Here is an 18,235-nt window from a genome sequence, read left to right on the forward strand (position 1 = left end):
CTTTGCCATCCAGCACCGGTTCCAGCTGCTCCGCCACTTGCCGCAGCGGCTCGCCCGCCGGCACCGCGAGGTCGGCCGCCGCCGCGGCATCCCGGGGCGCCATCTGCACCACCTGCGGCGGTACACCGGACCGTCTGCGACGGTGCTCGCGCACGCCGGCCAGGACGTGAAGGCCCTGCCGCTCCGCGGCGTGCACCAGGGTGGATCCCATACGTCCGCACCCCACCACGGCGGTGCGCGCGGGTAGCGGCGAGGCCGGAACGGTGTCGCGTCCGGAGCGGCAGTCCGCTTTACTGGCCCTAACAAAGCCTTGGACGTGGCGGTGGGTGATCAGGCAGACGGCGAGTCCGAGGAATGCCTCGTGGATGTCGTCGCGTCGTTCCCACCGGATTCGCAGTCGGCGGAAGCCGTGCAGCCAGGAGATGGTCCGCTCGACGACCCAGCGAAAGGTGCCCAGGCCGGTGCCGTGGGGCTGGCCGCGTTCGGCGATCGCGGGCTGGATGCCGCGCTGCCGCAGGAGCCGGCGGTACTTGTCGTGGTCGTAACCGCGGTCGGCGAAGAGCATGTCGGGCCGTCTGCGCGGCCGGCCGACGACTCCGGCCACTGCTGGGATCTTGTCGAGCAGGGGCAGGAGTTGGGTGACGTCGTTGCGGTTGCCACCGGTCAGCGACACTGCGAGCGGGATGCCCTGGCCGTCGGTGATGACGTGGTGTTTGCTGCCCGGTCGTGCGCGGTCGACCGGGCTGGGCCCGCTTTTGGGCCCCGGCGGGCGGCCCGGACGTGGGAGGAGTCGATCACCGCCCGGGACCAGTCCAGCTGGTTCTTGGAGCGCAGCTTGTTCAGCAGCAGCTGGTCCCAGACACCGGCCTCGTTCCAGGCGGCAAGACGCCGCCAGCAGGTCATGCCCGAGCCGAAGCCCAGCTCTTGGGGCAGGTACTCCCACTGGATGCCGGTGTGCAGGACGAACAGAATGCCGCACAAGGCCTGCCGATCGGGCACCCGCGGTCGCCCTTCCACCTGCTTGGGCGGCGGCTCGGGCAGCAACGGCTCGATCAGCGACCACAGCTCGTCCGACACGATCCACGGCCGCGACTGACGCTTCCCCATGCCCTCACCAACGAGCGGTCAAGCCGACAGTTACATGATCAACCGCTTTTGTTAGACCCAGTTAGACACTCTTGGCTACCGCCGGGACGGTTTCCCGCTCGTAAGGGCGCAGCGCCTCGGCGAGTTCCTCGGGCATGTCCACTGGCTCCATTCCGTCGGCTGTCCGCCGCATACAGGCGATGGTCTGTTCCCCCCGGGCCATTAGTTGAGCGGTCCCGCCCGGGCCCTGGAGCCGGTAGTAGTCGAAGAGCATGGTGACCTTGTTCGCCTGGCGTGCGCCGAGCGACATCCGCACCTCCACCTGGTCGCCGCCATAGAGCTCGGCCAGGAAGTCACAGCGGCTGGAGACCGTGACCATGGCGAAGTCCTCATGCAGGGCCTTGAGCACTCCTGGCGCCCGCTCGGCCAGGAAGCGCTCGCGGCAGTGCCCCTGCCACCGGAAGTAGTTACTGAAGTACACGTTGCCGACGAGGTTCGTCTCTTCCAGCATCACCAGGTGACGATGGTCGTACGTCATGCGCTGCCACATTTGTGCCTCCCGCTCTTGTCATCACGGCCACGGCGATGACCGTGCCCGACTCGTCGTGGGTGTCCGCCTCTGGTTCCTCGGCGCCCTCGGGTGCGAGATGGGCTGGGAGCACCGTGGTCGCGATGAGCGAAGGCCCGCTCCGGAAGCGGACCCAGCCGTCCTCGAAGACTCCGTCCACCGTCATCGGCGCCGTGGGGCCGCACCCCGACTTGCCGCTGCACTCGGCCACCGTCCACAACCGTGCCGCGATGGCGTGGTCTGGTTCGTCCAGCACCAGACGCAGCTGCGTCCATAGGCCCGCGTAAGGGGCGCCCAGCGCCGAGCGCACCCCGTCCGCTTCGTCTGGGGCGATCCGCTGCCAGTCCACAGCGACACCGGCCGGGGCCGTGGCGGTCAGGGTTAGCGGACCGCAGTGGCTGCGCGAGGTTCCGCACGGTGGTCGCACCGGGGGGGCAGTGCGCTCGTTCGATGCGACTGGCTCGATGCCGAGGGTCAGGGCGGGGTCCAGGCCGAGCGCGAGCGCACCCCGTTCCAGGTGCACTGCGAGCAGCGGTCGGGTCCAGCGCTCCCGGCGCGGCAGCTGACCCACGTCCAGCAGCCGCAGCCGGCGCCAACGGACCAGGATTCGCCCGTCCGTATCCAGGGCGTCGACGTCCCATTCGTAGGCGCCGCCTGCGGACCAGCGCTCCCGGGCATGCACCGTGACGTCGCCGTCCGCAGCTGCAGAGTCCTGTTCCGCGAGCTGGAACTCCTCACAGGCCACGGGCAGCAGCCGCCGGCCCGGGACACAGGCCTGCAACGCGTGAATGGTCGCGTCGTTGCGCCCGGGGCTGCCCAGGAGCAGACCCTGGGACAGTCCGTCGGCGAACCAGTCCGCCTCGGCGGCCGCGCGCAGCCGGGCCCTGACCTGCCGGGCCCGCAGGCCGTGGAGCTTCTCGACCCGCCGGAAGCGACCGGAGTGGAAGTAGAGCGGTCCGTAGAGGTCCGATTCCGGGACCTCGGAGTCGTCGCCGGTCACCGGCGGCAGCAACGTTTCGCTGTCCGTGGGCTCCGCCTCGCCTTCGCTGTCCGCCAGCGGGAACACGGCTCGGAAGTGGTCCGCCCGGAACGCTGTCTCATCGCTGCGCAGGGCTACGGTTACGGCGCCGTCCTCGACGAGCGCGCATAGCCGCACGGTCCGGGTGGCGCCGGCTGCCACCGTGACGGGCTGGTCGAACGTCACCTCACGGCAGCGGCGCAGCGGTCGGCCTGCCAGTACGGAGGCTGCCTGGGCCATCGCCTCCAGCCCGACGACGGCGGGCAGTACGGGCAGCCCGTCGACGCGGTGGTCGCTCAGATACGGGTCGGTGGCCTCGGTCAGCTCGGTGTCCACGACGAGTTCCACGCCCGGGTAGTGGATGCGCGGATGCGTAAGGAATCTGGCGGCATTGCCAGAGGCGACTGTGGGCAGCGTGCGTGGCGGAAGTCCCATGCGCCCGTGCACGGCCACCGCGGCGGGCAGGTCCCGTGCTGCGGCCAGCCGAACCAGCAGGTCCAGTCCGTGCTCAACGGGGATGGGCGTGACGTCGTTGCGAGTCAACCGATCCAGCACACCGAGCCGTTCACCCATGCCCACGCCAGCCCACACCGACCAGTCGAGCGCAAGCGTGTGGCATCCGGGCAGGTCGCGGGCCTCCTCCTGGAGCATCTGGCGCAGCAGGCCGTTGGCGAGGGCATAGTGGCACTCGCCCGCCAGTCCGTAGCGGCCGATCACCGAGCCGAATCCGATCAGCAGGCGCAGCCGACTGCGGTCCACCGCCGCCAGCAGGTGGGCGAGCCCTGATGTCTTCGGTGCCAGGTGCGCCCGTACGTCGGCTTCGGTCAGGTCGTCGAAGCGCTGCGGCTGGTTGATTGCGGAGGCGTGCAGCACGGCTGTGATCGGGCCCAGTTGGCGCTCAACCTCGGCGACTGCATGCGCCGTGGTGTGCGGGTCGGTGATGTCCGTCTGCTGGTAGCGGACGTTGGCGCCGAGTTCGGCGAGCCGCTTCAGGTTCTGCCGCAGCGCCGTGTCCCGGGCCGGATCACTCCGGCCGAGCAGGGCGAGCGAGACACCCGTCGTACGGGCGAAGGCGGCAGCGGCCTCGAAGCCCAGGCCCTTGCCGCCGCCGCTGACGAGCAGCACGTCCCCGAGGTCGAACACTGTTTCGGCGGCTGCCGGTTCAGGCAGCGGCACGGCCACCGGCTCGGCGCAGGTGCCGTCGTCGCTCACCACCAGTTCCCGCAGGATCCCCGGCTCGGCGCCCGCGATGGCGGCGGCCGTCGCCAGGCCCGCCTCGGTCGGCGGAACTCGGAGCAGGGTGATACCGAGGCCCGGGTGTTCCTGGTGCAGACTTCCCGCAAAACCGGACAGGCCCGAACCGTGCGTGACTAGGACGAGGCGACGGTCACCGGCGACGGCCGAGCGTGCCGCGCCGAGGAGCGCGGCGAGCCCTTGCCGCGCCTCCGCGTCGGGGAGGTACAGCAGTTCGGCCCGGCCAGTCGGCTGGCCGCCCGACGGCCGGAGAGCGTCGGCGCCGGGCGCCGCTCCATGTGGTGCCGCGACGGTGACTCGGCCCGGTCGGTCGGGGGGGTGCCACTCAGGCGCTGCGACGGGACGCAGTTCCTCGGAGAAGCAACGGATCCAGGGCGAGACACCCGGGACGAGCGTCTCCAACTGGTCGCTGCTGCTGGCTGCGGAAAGCCCGCGCACCACCTCCACAATTTCCGCGAGCGACGCGTCCGCCATGGTCAAGGGGGCGGCCGGGGGCTCGCGGCCAGCCTCACGGGCGACCTCGGCGACCAGTTGGGTGACCTTCAGTGACGACAGGTGGAGGTCGCTGAGCAGACGCTGGTCCGGCGTGAGTGCCTCCGGGTCGAGTTCCGTGGCCAGGGCCACCAGGCGCAGAACCACGCCGGCGACGTCCTCCTGGGGCGGGTGCCCGTCGCGCCGTTCGACACCTATGGGCCGCTCGGTGGACGTCGACCCGTCTGCCTCAGCCCGCTCAGCAGACGCGACCGGGGCGGCCGGACCGGCCGGTTGGGTGGCGGTCCCGGACGCGGGCCGGGCGCAGGGGTTGCTGATGAACACCCGCTGACGCCAAGGGTCCATGGGGCGGCACTCGCGGCCCTTGAACAGCGCCTCGGCCGAAGCGAGCGCACCGCACGCGAAGAGCGCGGCCGCCGTCTCGGCGCGAGGTCCCTCTCCCCGCGCACCCACGTCCAGGGACACAGTGGGCACGCCGGTGGAGGCGGCCAGCGTCGCGAGGGCGTGGCCGGGGCCGGTCTCGCAGAACAGGTCTGTCCAGGCGGAGGCCGTGCAGACCGCCTCCCAGAACCGTACCGGCGCGGCCATCTGGGCGACCAGCAGCTCCTGCAGCTCCGTGCCCCCGACGCGGCAGACGCCGCCACTCACGCCGGACAGCAGCGTGCCGCGAGGCGTCGCGAATGTGGTGGCGCGGAGCAGGGGCGCGAACTTCTCCGCGGCGGTGGCGACGGTGGGCGAGTGGAAGGCGTGTGCTACGGGCAGCGGCAGCGCGTCGATCCCGCGCTCGGCCGCGCGCCGGGTCAGCACGGCCAGTTCGTCCTCGGGTCCGGCGACCACATGGGCCATTGGCCCGTTGTACGCGGCGACTACCACCGAGGTGCCCAGGCACAGCTCCTCGGCGCCGGCAGCGTCGACAGTGAGCGCCAGCATCCCCGTACCGGGAGCGCACAGCTCTGCCATCGTCCGACCGCGCCGGTCGACCAGTTCCAGGCTCTCCTGCGTGCTGAGGCAGCCCGCCCAGACGAGTGCGGCGTACTCGCCCAGGCTGTGCCCCAGCGCCGCCTCGGCCTGTACGCCCAGCTTCCGGAGCCAGCGCAGACCTGTCAGCGAGGCCCGGTGGACGACCATCTGGGCGGCGGCCGTGCCATCGGCCGGACCGGGTCCGTCAGCCGTGAGAAACCCGTTCTCCCCGTCCTCGTCCAGGTCGGCGTCGATCGCGCCCGGGTCAGCAGGCAGCGGCGCCCCTTGGCCTGGGAACAGCAGGGTGACCCGGCCCGAACAGGCGTTCGCGGTCCACACGCCGGGGCTCCGGGCCAGCGTGCCCGGCGCGGCCTCGGTGAGGGCAGCCGCAGCGGCCTCGGCGCGCAGGGCGAGTTGCTCGGGGGACCCAGCGACCAGGGCGGCGCGCACGGGGCCAGGGTGGGGTGCGCGGCCCCACGCGCAGGCGAGGTCGTGCAGTTCCGCGTCGCTCAGCCGCGGGGCCAGCCGTGACAGGCGCCGCAGCCGGTCCGACAACTCTTGGGAGTTGTCCGAGCTGAGCACGATCAGCTCCTGCTCCGGGTCGGCCCGAAGGGCTCGGGGCGGGGCGTAGGGGATGGTGGCCTGTCGCCGCGGTCCCCGGTGCCGCGGCTCGCTCAGCACCAGGTGCGTGTTGATGCCGCCAAACCCGAAGGCGCTCACCCCGGCGACGCGCGGCCCGGGCGGCCACTCGGTCACGTCGGCGAGGATGCGTAGCACCGCGTCCTCGCCGGTGAGTTCGTCACGCGGGCTGTCGCATCCCGTGGTCGGCGGCAGCATGCCGCCGTGCACGCTCAGGCATGCCTTGATCAGCCCGGCGAGCCCAGCCGCGGCCTTGGTGTGGCCGATGTTGGCCTTAATCGATCCGAGCGCCGCTGGCCGCGGGGCCCCAGCGCGCAGGGCGCACAACGCCTGCAACTCGACCGCGTCGCCCACCGCCGTACCGGTTCCGTGGCCCTCCAGCAGCCCGGTGACGGCCGGGTCGACGTCCGCGTGCGCGTAGGCCCGGCGCAGCGCCAGGAGCTGACCCCGCTGGTCGGGGCGGGTGATGCCGCCCGCGCCGTCCGAGGAGATCCCCCATCCTCGGATCTCCGCGTAGACCGGCATCCCGGCGGCGGCCGCGTCCCGGCTGCGCATCAGGGCGACGACCCCGCATCCTTCGCCGGGCAAGAAGCCGGTGGCTTCCTTGTCGTAGATCCTCATCCGCTCTTCGGCCAGCGCGCCGAGCCGTGCGAACCCGACGAGTTCGAAGGGGTCGAGGCTGATGTCCACGCCGCCGGCCAGCACAAGGTCGGCGCTGCCCTCGCGTAGCCGCCCGCAGGCGGTGGTCACGGCGAGCAGCGAGGAGGCGCAGGCACCGTCCACGGTGAACCCGCCGCCGTGGAAGTCGAACTGGTTGCAGATCCGACCCGCGATGGTGTTGGCGAGGCCGCCGGCCAGGAACTCGTCGTCAGGTGCTGGGAACGGCTCCAGGTAGCGCTCCGCGGCGCGGGCCAGCACCTTCTCGCGCCGCGCCGGGTCGAGTCCCTCCTCCGCCAGGACACCGTCGAGCACGTCCCGCACATACGGCCAGCGCAACCGCATGGTGCGGGCGCGCGTGACCTCGCCGGTGAGGGTGTTACCCATGACCACCGCGACACGGTCGCGGTCGAGGCCGACGCCGCCGGGGGCCCCCGCGTCCTCCAGCGCGCGGGCCGCGGTCTCCAGCGCCAGCCAGTGCACAGGGTCCGTGGCCCGGTGCGCGGCGCCGGGGACGCGGAAGGCGGCCCGGTCGAAGTGCCAGCCCTCCAGCACGGCGGCCCTGGTCCCGTAGATGCCGTCCGGGGTGCGGCGTGTCGGGTCGGCGTAGTCCTCGACGGCGAAGCGTTCCGCGGGCAGCCGCCGGAAGGCGCGCCGCTTGCGCAGGACGAGGTCCCACAGTTGCGTGGGATCGGCGGCATCGGGGTAGCGGCAGGCCATTCCCACGATGACGATGCCGTCGTGGGACGCCGCGCACTCGTACGGGGACAACGGCAACGCTCCTTAACACCACTTAGGACAAGCCACTCGGGGACAGGCTCAGGACACGTCGGTGACAGTGGCACGAGCCCTCTGGGCTTCGCTCCGCACGGCCTCCTGGCGGGAGGCCGAGATGCTTCGGTCGCCGCGAGCCGCAAGGAGGGCCAACAGTGCCGCGCGAAGCACACAGGCGATGACCAGCGCGAAGAACAGGCCGAAGACGACGTGCAACTGCATGAGCACGCCGTACGCGGCGGCGATAGTCACGCCGAAGGCAACCTGGTTGCGTGCCCGCCACGGTGAGGTGCCCGGATCGGTAATCATGTAGTTGGTGAACAGCACGAAAGCCGCGCCGGTCATCGGCAGAAGAGCACTGATGGTGGAGATATCGGTGAACGCGCCCCGGAGCAGTGCCTGCGCCGTGAAGCCGCCCAGCCAGCCGAGGATCAGAGGCAGTTTGCCGGTCAGTTTCCCGTTCAGCAGGGTCCCCAGGATCAGGACGACAATCGTCGGCACCGCGTCGATCCAGCCCGCCAGCCACTCGCTGAACTGGTACGGCGGCGCGATACTCACCCAGGGGAATAGCAGCAGCACCACGACGATGCCGGTGTTACTGGGGTTGAGCACGTGCCGCGCGGCGCCGCTGACCCTCACCCGGACCAGGTACTTGCTGGCGACGGCCACGACAGCGGCCAGCAGGGTCGGCCAGATACGGCTGTTGGAGTACAGCAGCATCGCGCAGGCCAGGCCGCCGATGTAGGCGGGCAGCAGGAAGTCGACCACCTCGCCTGCGGATCCGCGAAAGCGGGGGGTGCGCTGCTTCCCCCAAGCATCGATCGCCTCCAGCAGCAGTTCGGTGGCCACCGCGGCCAGGACCGCGAAGAACGGCATGGCGTATGCCTGTTCGAAACCCAGTACGGTGTGGCCGAGCACGGTCGCTGCGGTGATGGATGCGGCGAAACGGCGCAGCGCCTTGCTGCGGCGGTCAGCGGCCTCGGCCTTGAGATCGACCCCCGAGGCAGATACCACGTGGGGCGCAGTGCCGCACGGGGCGGAGTCGGCGGTGTGGTTGCGATCCGTCGTCATGCGGGGACCTCCGCGTGCTTGTCGTCGGCGGCGAGCACGAGGTCGTGCCAGCCCGGCCGCAGGGTTTCGGAGCGCTCGTGCCGGACGCCGGCCGTGTCCCGCCAGGAGATGTCCACCCGCAGCGAGCCGGCCACCTTCTCACCGCCTAGGCCGAACAGCACATCAGGGGCGGCCACTCCGCCGTGCCCGTTGGCGGGGTACACCTGCTGCTGCGTGACCCGGCCGTCGGGCAGCCGCAACCTGGCGACGGCACCGATGGCCGGCGTGGTCGTCCTGGCCCGGCCCACCGGCAGCCTCAGACGCAGGCCGAGGAACGGAGCGGCCTGGGACCGGTTGCGGTACAGGACTGACTGTCCCCACTGGTTGGCGGCGACGAAGTCGAGCCGCCCGTCGCTGTCGACGTCACCGACGGCGAAACCGCGGGTGACAGCAGTGGAAGCCACCCCGGCCTGCCTGGCCACATCCACATAGCGGCCCTGCGGGGTACGTGCGAAGAACGTGTTGGGGTCATGGCCGGACAGGGCGTCCCCCGGCTTCACGTCAGGCCACAGCTCGGGGTGGCGCAGGATCAGGTCGTTGGACATGGCCGCCTCCTGCAGCTGCGCCCACCGGTCGGTCCGGCCCGCGACGAACCCGGTGGCATGCATCACCTGCGGATAGCCGGAGTTGTTGAAGTCGGCGGCGACCAGGTCCCAGGTCCAGCCGGAACGGGCGAGGCCCATGCCCTCGCTGTGGTCGTCGTAGGGGGCCTCCCCGCGGTGCAGCAGCCGCCCTAGTCGTTCACCGGAGGCGGTGGGCCGGAAGACGAAGTTACTCTCCTGCAGCGCGTAGGGCTCGGTGATGTTGCCGACCAGGATCGACGGGGCGCCGCTGCGTTCCATGTCGGCGAAGGCGACCCCCATGCCCTTGAACGAGTCCTTGCCCAGGACCTTGGACTTGGGCGTGGTGAAGTGGCGCGTACCTGTGGCGAGACGGAACTTGGGGGCACCAGCGCGGGATTCGTTGACCAGCAGCCGGTCCGGGGCGAAGTCGTTGGCCTGGTAGAGGTCGGGCTGGCCATCGCCGTCGAGATCCTGGGTGCCCAAGGCCAGAGTCCAGCCGTGCAGCGGCTTTGCACCGAAGGCGTCAGGGACTTCGGTGAAGCGGGCGTAGGGCCTGCTGCCCGATCGTGAGTCGGTGAGCCGGAAGAAGCGCAGTGTGCCCGCGTTGTGCGCGTCGGACATCGAGGACGGCATCTGCAGCAAGGACTGCCGAGCGGTGGGGTCGAGGACCCGTGCCCCGTCGGGGAAGTAGTTCCCCACCACCAGGTCGGGGTGACCGTCACCGTCGAAGTCGCCCAGGGTCATGGCGTTGGTGTTCCACACCGGGTGGCCGGGAACAAGCTCCTGCGGCACGAAGGCGGCCGGGGAGGGCGTGACACCGAGGTCGCGCATGAAGAGCACGGGCGAGCGGCCCCAGTAGTAGACCACCAGGTCCTGCCGGCCGTCCTGGTTCAGATCAGCCGGCAGGCAGCCCATCGGGGCCGCGTACGACGGCATGGACAGGCCCCTCGCCTCGAGGATGAAGGGTCGGTACCGCTTCCCGGTACTGGGCGCGGGCTCGACGGTGACGGTGTCCGTGCGGGGGTCGACCAGGCACACGTCGTGGGAGACCGTGCCGCTGTCCGCAGCGAAGAGCCCCGCGCCCGCTCCCACCGAGGAGATCCACGAGCGGATGTGGCTTAAGGCTGGCGCCACCGGGCGCACCCGGCGGTCGCCCGGCCGGTCGGGGGCGTTCAGCGGGTGGGCGGTGAAGTGGAACTGCGCGGCCGTCTCTGCCCGGTCGGTTGCGGGCACCGCGTCCGGGGCCGCCAAACAGAAGGCCGTAAGACAGCAGCAGAGCGCCGCAGCCTTGGCGGCATGCGCCCTCAGAAAGCGGGCGAGCGAGTTCATCGGCTCCTCCGGAAGCGGGGCGTTGCCGTTTCGGTGTCAGTGGTCGGGGAGCCCTCCACGGGCTGCGGGGCGCCGGCCGGGTCAAAGGCGTGGTGATCCGCCCACAGCCGCCTGATCCCGGCCCGCCACTGGCGGTAGCGCTCTTCCCTGTGGGGGGCGGGGCCAAGGTCCAAGAGTGCGGTGTGAGTCCAGTCGGCCGCGGTCTGGGCGGGCACCCCGGTGAGGGCCAGCGCGGCGGTGCCGCAGTGCTCGGGAAGGGGCGTACGGGCACGCAGCCGGGCCGCGCAGGCGAAGGCGGCTCCCTGAGCGAGGTGGGCCCGATGGTCACCCGCCGCCTCGACCAGCGCGCGCAGTTCGTCCTGGTTGGCGCCTCCCGCGTACACCGCAGCAAGACCGATACCGCTCCATAGGTCCGCCCGCCGCCACGGTGGGAACTCGACCACCCGCAGGCCCAACGCTTCGGGTTCGGCGCACTCGTGGAACCACAGGCACCGCCCGAGCCCTTGGTCCCGAACCGCACGCTGTCCTGGGGCGAGGCCCCGCTCGACCCGCTGCCCCGCCACGACCCGGTCCGAGTCGAAGAACCCTTGGTAGAAGCCGAATCCGTCCCAGGCGAGCCAGTGGAGCAGGGGATCACCGGCACGCAGTCCGAGCCAGGGGCGCAGGCGCAGTCTGCCGAATGCCCAGCCGGCACCCACATGGACCAGATGCGGATAGTCGGCGCCGGGTCCCTCAAGGAGTTCCCGCATTCGGCGTCCGTGGGACCAGGTGAGCAGATCGAGCAGCGCGCTTCCCATGCCCGCGCCTTCGACGGCGAAACCCCGGAGTTCCTCTGTGATACTGCCCAGTGCTGTTCCGAGTGCGTCCGTGTTCCGGGCATCCACCGAGTGGTTGAATCCTTCGAGAAATGCTCTTCCAGAATCTTCCAGCCGCTTACGGGCCGGACCCGAGCGGAGTCTGAACCGGCGAAGTCCGAAATCGACTTGTCGCATGTCCTGCCGCAGCAACCGGACAGCACGTGAACGCAGATCGCCACAGGTGACTGGCAATGTTCCAGTCCCTGGGACCCAGAACGGCACGATTGATTCCCCTCCAGCACTTCATCCAGATCAAAGCTTCGGGGAAAATCGGCCTTTCCTTGATCCGCCGAAAGTGTGCAACTGACCGGCGCTGCATCCAACAGGTGAACCGCACCCGACGGTCGCCGGTCGATCGCGGAGAACCCCAGACAATAACGACGATGACCATGCCATCGCGGCGCGAGAACGTTCCGCCCGCACCAGCCGAAGAAGGTCGTGATGTTGGAAAACCGTCTTCCTCATCGCTCTGGTCGGCCTAGCTCTGTTCGAGGCGAAGCGGCTCCCGGACACCGCGCGCACACTCGGAAGGTCGCTGCGTATCCCCAAGGTCAAGACCCGCGCCAACCGCGAGAAGGCGGCGCAGGAGGCGTCCTCCACGTCGGCAGAGCCCCCCGAGCTCACGAAAGCCCAGGGGCCCTCGCGGCCGGGCACGGTCGCCGCGGAGCCCACCAAGAAGGGGCGAGGAGCGCTCCACTCACAGACGTGGGCATGCACGGTGGGGGTGCCCGATGAGCCGCAGCGGAGGCAGCGCGGCGCACGGCGGTGAAGGGGCGGGAGGACGCATCGCCTTTGCTCGTCCGAATTGGTTCTGGTGCGGCGTGCTGCTGTGCCTTGCGGGCGCGCTGGGCCATCTGCCGATGTACGAGCACCTCGCCCACCCCTCGGGGTATCCGGACACCATCGCGGGCAGTGCCTGGGGCTCGCCCATGACGATCACCATGATGGTCGGGATGGTGTTCATCCTGGCCGGGGTGGCGGCGTGCGCCTACGGGATCGTCGGCCCACGTCGGACGCCCGGCGACTACGCGCCAGGGCCGCTTCAGGTGAGTTTCGCCAACGACGTGCCGCTGACTCGAGCACACTGGGGGCTGACGGCCGTGATGGTGCTCGCCATGGCCATCGACGTCATGAAGCCCCTGTCGCTGAGCTTTGTCGTACCGGGCATGGCCCAGGAATACGGGTTGCGTTCGCCGGTCCATCCACACGGCGGCCTTCCCGTCGCGCTGCTGCCGCTCTCCGGAATCAGCGGAACCGTCATCGGCTCCTTCCTGTGGGGCCGATTCGGCGACCGCATCGGCCGCCGCCCTGCCATTCTCCTGGCCGCTGTCTTCTTTCTCGCGACCTCCGTGTGTGGGGCCATGCCGCAGTTCTGGATGAACCTCGTCATGTGCTTCCTGATGGGGCTGGGTGCGGGCGGCATGCTTCCGCTCCTCTTCACCCTGCTGACGGAGACCGTGCCAACCCGTCAGCGTGGCTGGCTTGTCGTTCTCGTCGGCGGCGTCGGGACCGCCAGCGGCTACGTGCTCACCAGTTGGGCGGCGTCACTGCTGGTGCCGCACTTCGGCTGGCGAGTGCTGTGGCTGCTCGGACTCCCGACGGGCGTCCTCCTGCTGCTGCTCAACCGCTGGATCCCGGAATCCGCACGTTTTCTTGCCGCCTGCGGACGCCCCGCCGACGCCGAGGCCGTGCTGGCACGCTACGGCGCCCGGTTGGCCTCCGCACCACCTCCGTTATACGCCCCCGCGGCCTCGACCCACGACGGCTACCTGCTGCTGGCGCCCTACGCCAGAGTCAGTCTCCCTTTGGTGTTATTCGCCCTCGGGATCGGCCTGGTGACCCATGGCTTCCAGCTATGGATCCCGTCCGACCTCCAGCGCCTGGGCCTCTCTGAGCTGACCGCCGACACCACCCTGCGGAACTCGGCGCTGTTGGGGCTGCCCTTCACCCTCGCCATCGCCTGGCTGTACGGACGGTGGAGCAGCAAGGCCACACTCGTGCTCCTCGGCACCTGCACCGCGGCCTCTATGGTGACACTGGCAGCGGTGGGTGACCGGATCGCCGTGCACCCGCTGTCGCTGCACCTGCTGCTTGCCGTGCCTATTTGGTCAGCCGGTACGGCCGTCGCCGTGCTAAGTGCCTATACCGCCGAGGTATACCCGACAGCGATTCGCTCGCAGGCTTCGGGGCTCACGGCCGCAGCCACCAAGGCCGGCGGCCTGCTGATGATCACGGTGGTCGTGGCAGCCGTGGCCCCGCCGTCTCTTCGCACCACCGCCCTGCTCGGCGCGGTGCCGGTCGCCCTCGCCACGGTTGCAATCGCCCTCTGGGGAGTGGAGACCCGTTCACGATCACTGGAGGAGATCTCTACCTCGGCCTTGGAGAGCCGAGGGCTGACTGAGCCCGTTCTCGAGTAAGCAGATCATGGGTTCGGTGCCGTCCGGTCGTTGCTGGCGATCTGGGCTGCCAGCGCGGACCGTGCGGATAGTGGCCGGGGGGAGCCCGTATCGCCGGCCACGTGCTCACGATCGCCTCGCCGGCCGTGACGTGTGCCCACTTCTTGAGGTCGCCGACGCGGTAGAGGAGTTCGGCGCCGCGCTTGTCGACCGGCTTGGGGAAGGTGCGGTCATTGGCACGGGCGCAGCGCGGCGACGGTGATGTCCGGCAGGTGGCGTTCGTGGGCCCGGCGGAGTCCCACCGCTTGGTCGTCGTCGACCGGGGTCGGCGGCCGGGGGCTGAGGCCCCAGGCGTCGGCGAAGGAGTCCGCGTGCGCGGCGGCGGCCTGCACGCGCGCCCCATCCACACGCCGGGCGGCAACCCGGCCATCTCCTGAGCGTCCTTCAACGCCTGGCCTGCGGGGCAACGGCCGTCCCCGAACGCGACTCCGAGCACGTAGTACCGCCAGGCATTCCGCCGCTGAACCTTCGCAACACTGATCATCCCGGCAACGAACACTGGCTCTGACCTGCACAAAAGCGTGATCCCGTGGGGGGAGGGTTCACCGGAACTTCACGGCCAATCCCGCACGGCGGGCGCCGACGACAACGTCGCGCACCACGAGGCCATGCAAATCCTGCGCAACGCCCCCCGGCACCGCTACAGCAGCCCCCGGCACCCGCCGGGGGCTCCGTCGTGCTGCCCGGAGGAGACCACCGTGCCCACCTTCGAGACCCTCCCCCGCTTCACCGCCGACCTCTAGCACCTCACCCCCGCCCAGCGCCGGCGCTTCCGCCGCGTCGTCCTGGACGCCTTCTTGGCGACCTGCGCCCAGGCCGCCAGTTCCGCCCCGGGTTACGCATCAAAGGCGTCCGCTGCGCGCCGAGCATCTACGAACTCACCTGGGCGCCGGACGGGCGCGCGACGTGGTCGTACGGCCGGGAGGTAGTCGCCGGGGACCGTCACATCGTGTGGCACCGGATCGGGACCCACAGCATCCTGGACCGGCCCCTGGCCGAAGGCCATCTTGCGGGGCAGGGTCACCGGTTGGCTGGCTGATCGCTCCGATGACCAGGAGGGGACACAGCGTGGCAGCAAACGAGGCCGGGACCGAGCTGGAGCAGCTGAAGTCGTTGATCTTCAGCACTGTGTCTGAGCTGTGGGAGGACAAGGAGGCGCTGGGCAAGTTCCTCAACGTCGTCCGGCGCAGCGAGACGTTCGCCCCGCTCGCCGACACACTGGAACAGTCCACGGTCCGCCCCGCGAAGCCCTCGTTCTACGGTGTGAAGAGCAGGGAGTTCCAGGACTGACCGAGCGCTGCTGCGCCGATCTACCCGCGGCGCCCCCGAAAGTGGCTGTGGCCCCACCTCTGTTTGGTGGGGCCACAGCCTTTTCCAGCGGATGCGATCAGGCCGGTGGGTCAGGTCAACCGGCAGGTACGGCCTGACGTTCTCGGTGCTTGTTGAGCAGGTCCAGCATCTTGTTGAACTCGTCCGTCGGCATCTTATGGATCAGGTGTTGTGCCGCGTCGACACCGTCTTCGTAGGGGAACCGCTTGGGCTGCTGGCTCACTCCTACAGCAGTCGCTTCGGGCGGGCTGGCTTGTCCAGGAACGGCTGGCGCGCCCTCCTGCGCTGCGTCGGCGGGCGCGTCTTGTTCCGCAGCGGCCGGGTCGGCCGGATCCGTTTTACGGCCGTAAAACGGATCGCCCCCCTGCTGCCCAGAACCAGTCGGCGGCTCGGCGGTCAGCCGTTTGGGAGCGGCGGCCTTCTTGGCGACCTTCTTGGCTGCCGCTCGCTCAGCAGATGCTGCCGCTCGCTGCTTCTGTTCGTCCTGCCACCATGCCAGCTGCTCCTTGCGGTCCCACTCGTTATCCCGGGCCAGCTTGCCCAGCGACCGGGCGACCTCGAGCGGCATGGTCTTCTTCCGCACCAGGTCCTGAACCTCCGGGGCCAGGTGGGTGAGGAGGATGCGCTGGGTGACCCATCCGTCGACCCGCTCGAAGTGCTGGGCGACGGCGCGGTTGGAGCCGAACTCGGCAACGAGTGCTTGGACCGCGTACGCCTCTTCAACGGGGTTGAAGTTCTGGCGGTCGACGTTCTCGGAGACCACGGCTTCCATGAACGTCTTGCGGTCTTTGGCCAAGCCGTCGTCGACGACACAGTTCAGGGTTGGATTGCCGGCGGCTTTGGCGCCACGGTACCGACGCTCACCGGTGACGAGGACGTAGTCGACGTCACCGATCTGCTTCGCGTGGTCGGGCCACAGTTTCAGGTAGGCGCTACGGCTGACGGCAGGGCACGCCTGGATCTGGCGGCGTCGCAGGCTCTTCCCAAGGTCGATCAGCTCGTCCTCGGTGCCGAAGTCGGTACGCGGGTTGACGTCGTTGGGGGCGAGCCGACCAAGAGGAACGCGGAGCAGGCGGCCGTCGGCTCGGGTGTCGACGACTGGGGTGTCATCGTCATCGCCGAAGAAGTCGTCGAACTCGTCGTGCTTGGCCATCATCGAGCTCCCGCGTGCTTCTGGCGGCGGAGCTGGTGCTCCAGGGCCAGGGACACGAAGTCCTGCTTGGCCTTGGTGGCGATGTGGTTGGACTCGTACTGGGTGCAGAACCGTCCGTTGGTGATGCCGCGGGTGTGCGGCTTGTAGTGACGGACAGTGGCGTTGTACAGCTCCCAGCCTCTGCGCTGGACGAGGCTGATGGTGCGGTCGCGGTCTGCAGTGCCGTCGCGGGGGTCCCAGTTGTTGACGACGACGCCGTAGGGAATCTGGCGGGGGATGAGGACCCGCTCCACGGTGACCCTGGTCGGGGTGAAGGCCGATCCCTCTGCTTCGAGGGGGACGATGACGTCGTCAGCAACGTCGAGGACGGCGCGCAGCGCGTCTCCGGTGGTTCCGTCGCCCAGGGGGTCGATGGACTCGTCTTCGTCGTCTTCGGCCTTCAGGGGCATAAAGCCTGGGGTGTCGACGATGATGATGTCGGCCTTGGCGCTGCGCAGACGACGCAGCTTGTCGATGCTCTGGCTCGCGTCGACCACGCGGAAGGGGACTGGCCTGCCGGCCTTCTTGACCTTCTCAGCGTGTTCGATGCTGGTGCCCTGTGGGTCTATTGAGACGACCGCTACGGACGGGCCGTCGCCTGCGGTCTCGGCTTCGGCAGCATCGCAGCCAAGGATTTCGGCGTAGACCGCAGCGAGGTTGACCGACAAGAGGGACTTGCCGACCCCGCCCTTACGGTTCAAGAGCACGGTGATGTAGGGCATGTACTGCTCTCCGACTACTTCCCGGGAACCCGGTACTTCGGATGGACGGGAAGCATCCTCTCAGAAGATCAAAAGGCGTCCTGCGAGGCCATGCGGGGCGCGGCAGTTTTACGGCCGTAAAACTGCCGCAGAGTTGACTGCTCCAGAAACACGAAAGCGGCCCCCGCCGCTCGGACCGCGAAGGTCCGGACGGCGGGGGCCGCTTCGCGTGCTCAGGTACTCAGGTCGATGTCGGGTGGGAGGGCGCGCCCGGCGAGGGCGTGGGTGAGGAGTCGGTAGGGATCGGTCCACGCGCCGTGGATTCGTGCTCTGGCGCAGAGGAGTGTGCTGGTGAGGGCGGTCTCGGTGTCGGGGTGGATGAGGACCAGGGCGACGGGGTCGGCGTCCGGCTGCTGCCCTTCGGTGGGACGGCCACGCTCCAGGGCGCGGGCGTCGGGGCGATCTGCACGGCGACGTCGCCGTGGCCGGTCCACGGGGCCGGCCTCTGCCGGGCGGTGAGCATGGCGGTGAACTCTGCGACGGCCTTGTGGTCGCCGGGGTGGAGCGGACCGGTGCCGTGGCCGCAGCGTCGGAAGCAGGCGCTCACGCGGCGGGGGCGTCGGCGATGACGAGGAAGCTGTCAGAGCGCAGGTCCATGACGACCCGGGCGGGCTGTCCCTGGGCCTGCTGCTGGGCGGCGTACTCGTCAGCGGGCCAGGAGCCGCGGGGGCCTCCGGCAGGGAAGCGCTCCAGAACGGTGCGCGTGGACTGGTCGGGCATCAGGAAGCCTCCTGGTCGGTGAAGGAGAGCTGGAGTGCGGGGCGTGCTGTGCGGGGCGCGGACGGCCGGGGCGGTGCCGGCGGCTCGATGCGCTCGAGGTCGGCGTCGGCGAGGAAGCCGAGCTGTCCGGCGGCGGCCGCGCGGGCGGCGAGCGTGATCGAGCGGGTGATCCGGTGGTGCCCGTGGTCGATGCGCAGGTGGCACAGCTGGCAGGCGGCGAGCAGGTTCTCGTCTCGCACGTCTTCGGGCGTGTGGTTGAGGTGGGCGGTGGTGAGGCCGACCACGGAGCCGGTGTCGGGATGGAGTTGCTCGTGGACGGCCAGGCAGCGGCCGCCCGGGTGCGCCAGGCCGCAGTGGCCCGTGCACTCGCAGCGGCCGCCGGCCCGCTCGAACCGGATCCGGGCGCTGATCTCGTTCCAGTCGCGCGGGTACCGGTGCAGGTTCTCGGGACGGATGGGCACGGCGGCTCC

15 protein-coding genes and 1 pseudogene are annotated in these 18,235 nt (G+C 70.1%); 4 read left to right on the forward strand and 12 right to left on the reverse strand.

Translation table 11 applies throughout. The features are described 5' to 3' along the window. Window positions 1-385: 385 nt before the first annotated feature. The 6 genes and pseudogenes from ACF1BE_RS29365 to ACF1BE_RS29390 all read right to left on the reverse strand — a co-directional run. A pseudogene (locus ACF1BE_RS29365) lies at window positions 386-1,107 on the reverse strand (IS5 family transposase); the annotation flags it as partial. 61 nt (window positions 1,108-1,168) lie between these two features. Next, window positions 1,169-1,624, reverse strand: coding sequence for an acyl-CoA thioesterase (locus tag ACF1BE_RS29370; protein ID WP_392202027.1), 456 nt, complete (start codon window positions 1,622-1,624; stop codon window positions 1,169-1,171). Further along, window positions 1,554-7,445, reverse strand: a complete 5,892-nt coding sequence (locus ACF1BE_RS29375; RefSeq protein ID WP_392202028.1) for an SDR family NAD(P)-dependent oxidoreductase — start codon at window positions 7,443-7,445, stop codon at window positions 1,554-1,556. Before ACF1BE_RS29375 ends, ACF1BE_RS29370 begins: the two co-directional genes overlap by 71 nt. Window positions 7,446-7,493: 48 nt before the next feature. Beyond that, a complete protein-coding gene (locus ACF1BE_RS29380; protein WP_392202029.1) occupies window positions 7,494-8,519 on the reverse strand; it encodes an enediyne biosynthesis protein UnbU in 1,026 nt (341 codons plus the stop codon). Then, window positions 8,516-10,354 carry an FG-GAP repeat domain-containing protein gene (locus tag ACF1BE_RS29385; protein WP_392202030.1) on the reverse strand — a complete coding sequence of 613 codons (1,839 nt, stop codon included), beginning with the start codon at window positions 10,352-10,354 and terminating at the stop codon, window positions 8,516-8,518. The genes ACF1BE_RS29380 and ACF1BE_RS29385 overlap by 4 nt, the downstream gene beginning before the upstream one ends. A gap of 92 nt (window positions 10,355-10,446) precedes the next feature. Beyond that, window positions 10,447-11,529, reverse strand: coding sequence for a DUF1702 family protein (locus ACF1BE_RS29390; RefSeq protein WP_392202031.1), 1,083 nt, complete (start codon window positions 11,527-11,529; stop codon window positions 10,447-10,449). A gap of 262 nt (window positions 11,530-11,791) precedes the next feature. Here ACF1BE_RS29390 and ACF1BE_RS29395 point away from each other — a divergent pair, with 262 nt between their 5' ends. Further along, a complete protein-coding gene (locus tag ACF1BE_RS29395; protein WP_392202104.1) occupies window positions 11,792-12,076 on the forward strand; it encodes a twin-arginine translocase TatA/TatE family subunit in 285 nt (94 codons plus the stop codon). Further along, window positions 12,039-13,724, forward strand: a complete 1,686-nt coding sequence (locus ACF1BE_RS29400; protein ID WP_392202032.1) for an MFS transporter — start codon at window positions 12,039-12,041, stop codon at window positions 13,722-13,724. The genes ACF1BE_RS29395 and ACF1BE_RS29400 overlap by 38 nt, the downstream gene beginning before the upstream one ends. 209 nt (window positions 13,725-13,933) lie before the next feature. Here the strand turns inward: ACF1BE_RS29400 and ACF1BE_RS29405 are convergent, their stop codons facing one another. Then, complete coding sequence (locus ACF1BE_RS29405; RefSeq protein ID WP_392202033.1) at window positions 13,934-14,095, reverse strand: hypothetical protein; 162 nt, start codon at window positions 14,093-14,095, stop codon at window positions 13,934-13,936. Between the two features lie 276 nt (window positions 14,096-14,371). Here ACF1BE_RS29405 and ACF1BE_RS29410 point away from each other — a divergent pair, with 276 nt between their 5' ends. Next, on the forward strand, window positions 14,372-14,506 hold the full coding sequence (locus ACF1BE_RS29410) for a hypothetical protein (RefSeq protein ID WP_392202034.1): 135 nt from the start codon (window positions 14,372-14,374) through the stop codon (window positions 14,504-14,506). Window positions 14,507-14,831: 325 nt separating this feature from the next. Next, window positions 14,832-15,053, forward strand: coding sequence for a hypothetical protein (locus tag ACF1BE_RS29415; RefSeq protein WP_392202035.1), 222 nt, complete (start codon window positions 14,832-14,834; stop codon window positions 15,051-15,053). A 115-nt stretch (window positions 15,054-15,168) separates the two neighbouring features. Here the strand turns inward: ACF1BE_RS29415 and ACF1BE_RS29420 are convergent, their stop codons facing one another. The 5 genes from ACF1BE_RS29420 to ACF1BE_RS29440 all read right to left on the reverse strand — a co-directional run bounded on the left by ACF1BE_RS29420 (window position 15,169) and on the right by ACF1BE_RS29440 (window position 18,226). Next, on the reverse strand, window positions 15,169-16,245 hold the full coding sequence (locus ACF1BE_RS29420; RefSeq protein WP_392202036.1) for a ParB/RepB/Spo0J family partition protein: 1,077 nt from the start codon (window positions 16,243-16,245) through the stop codon (window positions 15,169-15,171). Continuing rightward, window positions 16,245-17,006 carry a ParA family protein gene (locus ACF1BE_RS29425; RefSeq protein ID WP_229900739.1) on the reverse strand — a complete coding sequence of 254 codons (762 nt, stop codon included), beginning with the start codon at window positions 17,004-17,006 and terminating at the stop codon, window positions 16,245-16,247. The genes ACF1BE_RS29420 and ACF1BE_RS29425 overlap by 1 nt, the downstream gene beginning before the upstream one ends. Window positions 17,007-17,218: 212 nt before the next feature. Continuing rightward, window positions 17,219-17,479, reverse strand: a complete 261-nt coding sequence (locus ACF1BE_RS29430; RefSeq protein WP_392202037.1) for a hypothetical protein — start codon at window positions 17,477-17,479, stop codon at window positions 17,219-17,221. Window positions 17,480-17,588: 109 nt separating this feature from the next. Beyond that, on the reverse strand, window positions 17,589-17,765 hold the full coding sequence (locus ACF1BE_RS29435) for a hypothetical protein (protein ID WP_392202038.1): 177 nt from the start codon (window positions 17,763-17,765) through the stop codon (window positions 17,589-17,591). After that, window positions 17,765-18,226 (reverse strand): hypothetical protein, encoded by a 462-nt coding sequence (locus ACF1BE_RS29440; RefSeq protein WP_392202039.1) that lies wholly within the window; start codon window positions 18,224-18,226, stop codon window positions 17,765-17,767. The genes ACF1BE_RS29435 and ACF1BE_RS29440 overlap by 1 nt, the downstream gene beginning before the upstream one ends. Window positions 18,227-18,235: the final 9 nt, after the last annotated feature.

The organism is Streptomyces sp. NPDC014991, from assembly GCF_043080665.1.
In the GTDB taxonomy this organism is placed as follows: domain Bacteria; phylum Actinomycetota; class Actinomycetes; order Streptomycetales; family Streptomycetaceae; genus Streptomyces.

Excerpts from the sequence above, each read along its gene's own strand:
- ACF1BE_RS29370 (WP_392202027.1), bottom strand. The coding sequence starts at position 1,624 with ATGACGTACGACCATCGTCACCTGGTGATGCTGGAAGAGACGAACCTC.
- ACF1BE_RS29380 (WP_392202029.1), bottom strand. The coding sequence starts at position 8,519 with ATGACGACGGATCGCAACCACACCGCCGACTCCGCCCCGTGCGGCACT.
- ACF1BE_RS29400 (WP_392202032.1), top strand. The coding sequence starts at position 12,039 with ATGAGCCGCAGCGGAGGCAGCGCGGCGCACGGCGGTGAAGGGGCGGGA.
- ACF1BE_RS29410 (WP_392202034.1), top strand. The coding sequence starts at position 14,372 with ATGCAAATCCTGCGCAACGCCCCCCGGCACCGCTACAGCAGCCCCCGG.
- ACF1BE_RS29420 (WP_392202036.1), bottom strand. The coding sequence starts at position 16,245 with ATGGCCAAGCACGACGAGTTCGACGACTTCTTCGGCGATGACGATGAC.
- ACF1BE_RS29425 (WP_229900739.1), bottom strand. The coding sequence starts at position 17,006 with ATGCCCTACATCACCGTGCTCTTGAACCGTAAGGGCGGGGTCGGCAAG.
- ACF1BE_RS29435 (WP_392202038.1), bottom strand. The coding sequence starts at position 17,765 with ATGCCCGACCAGTCCACGCGCACCGTTCTGGAGCGCTTCCCTGCCGGA.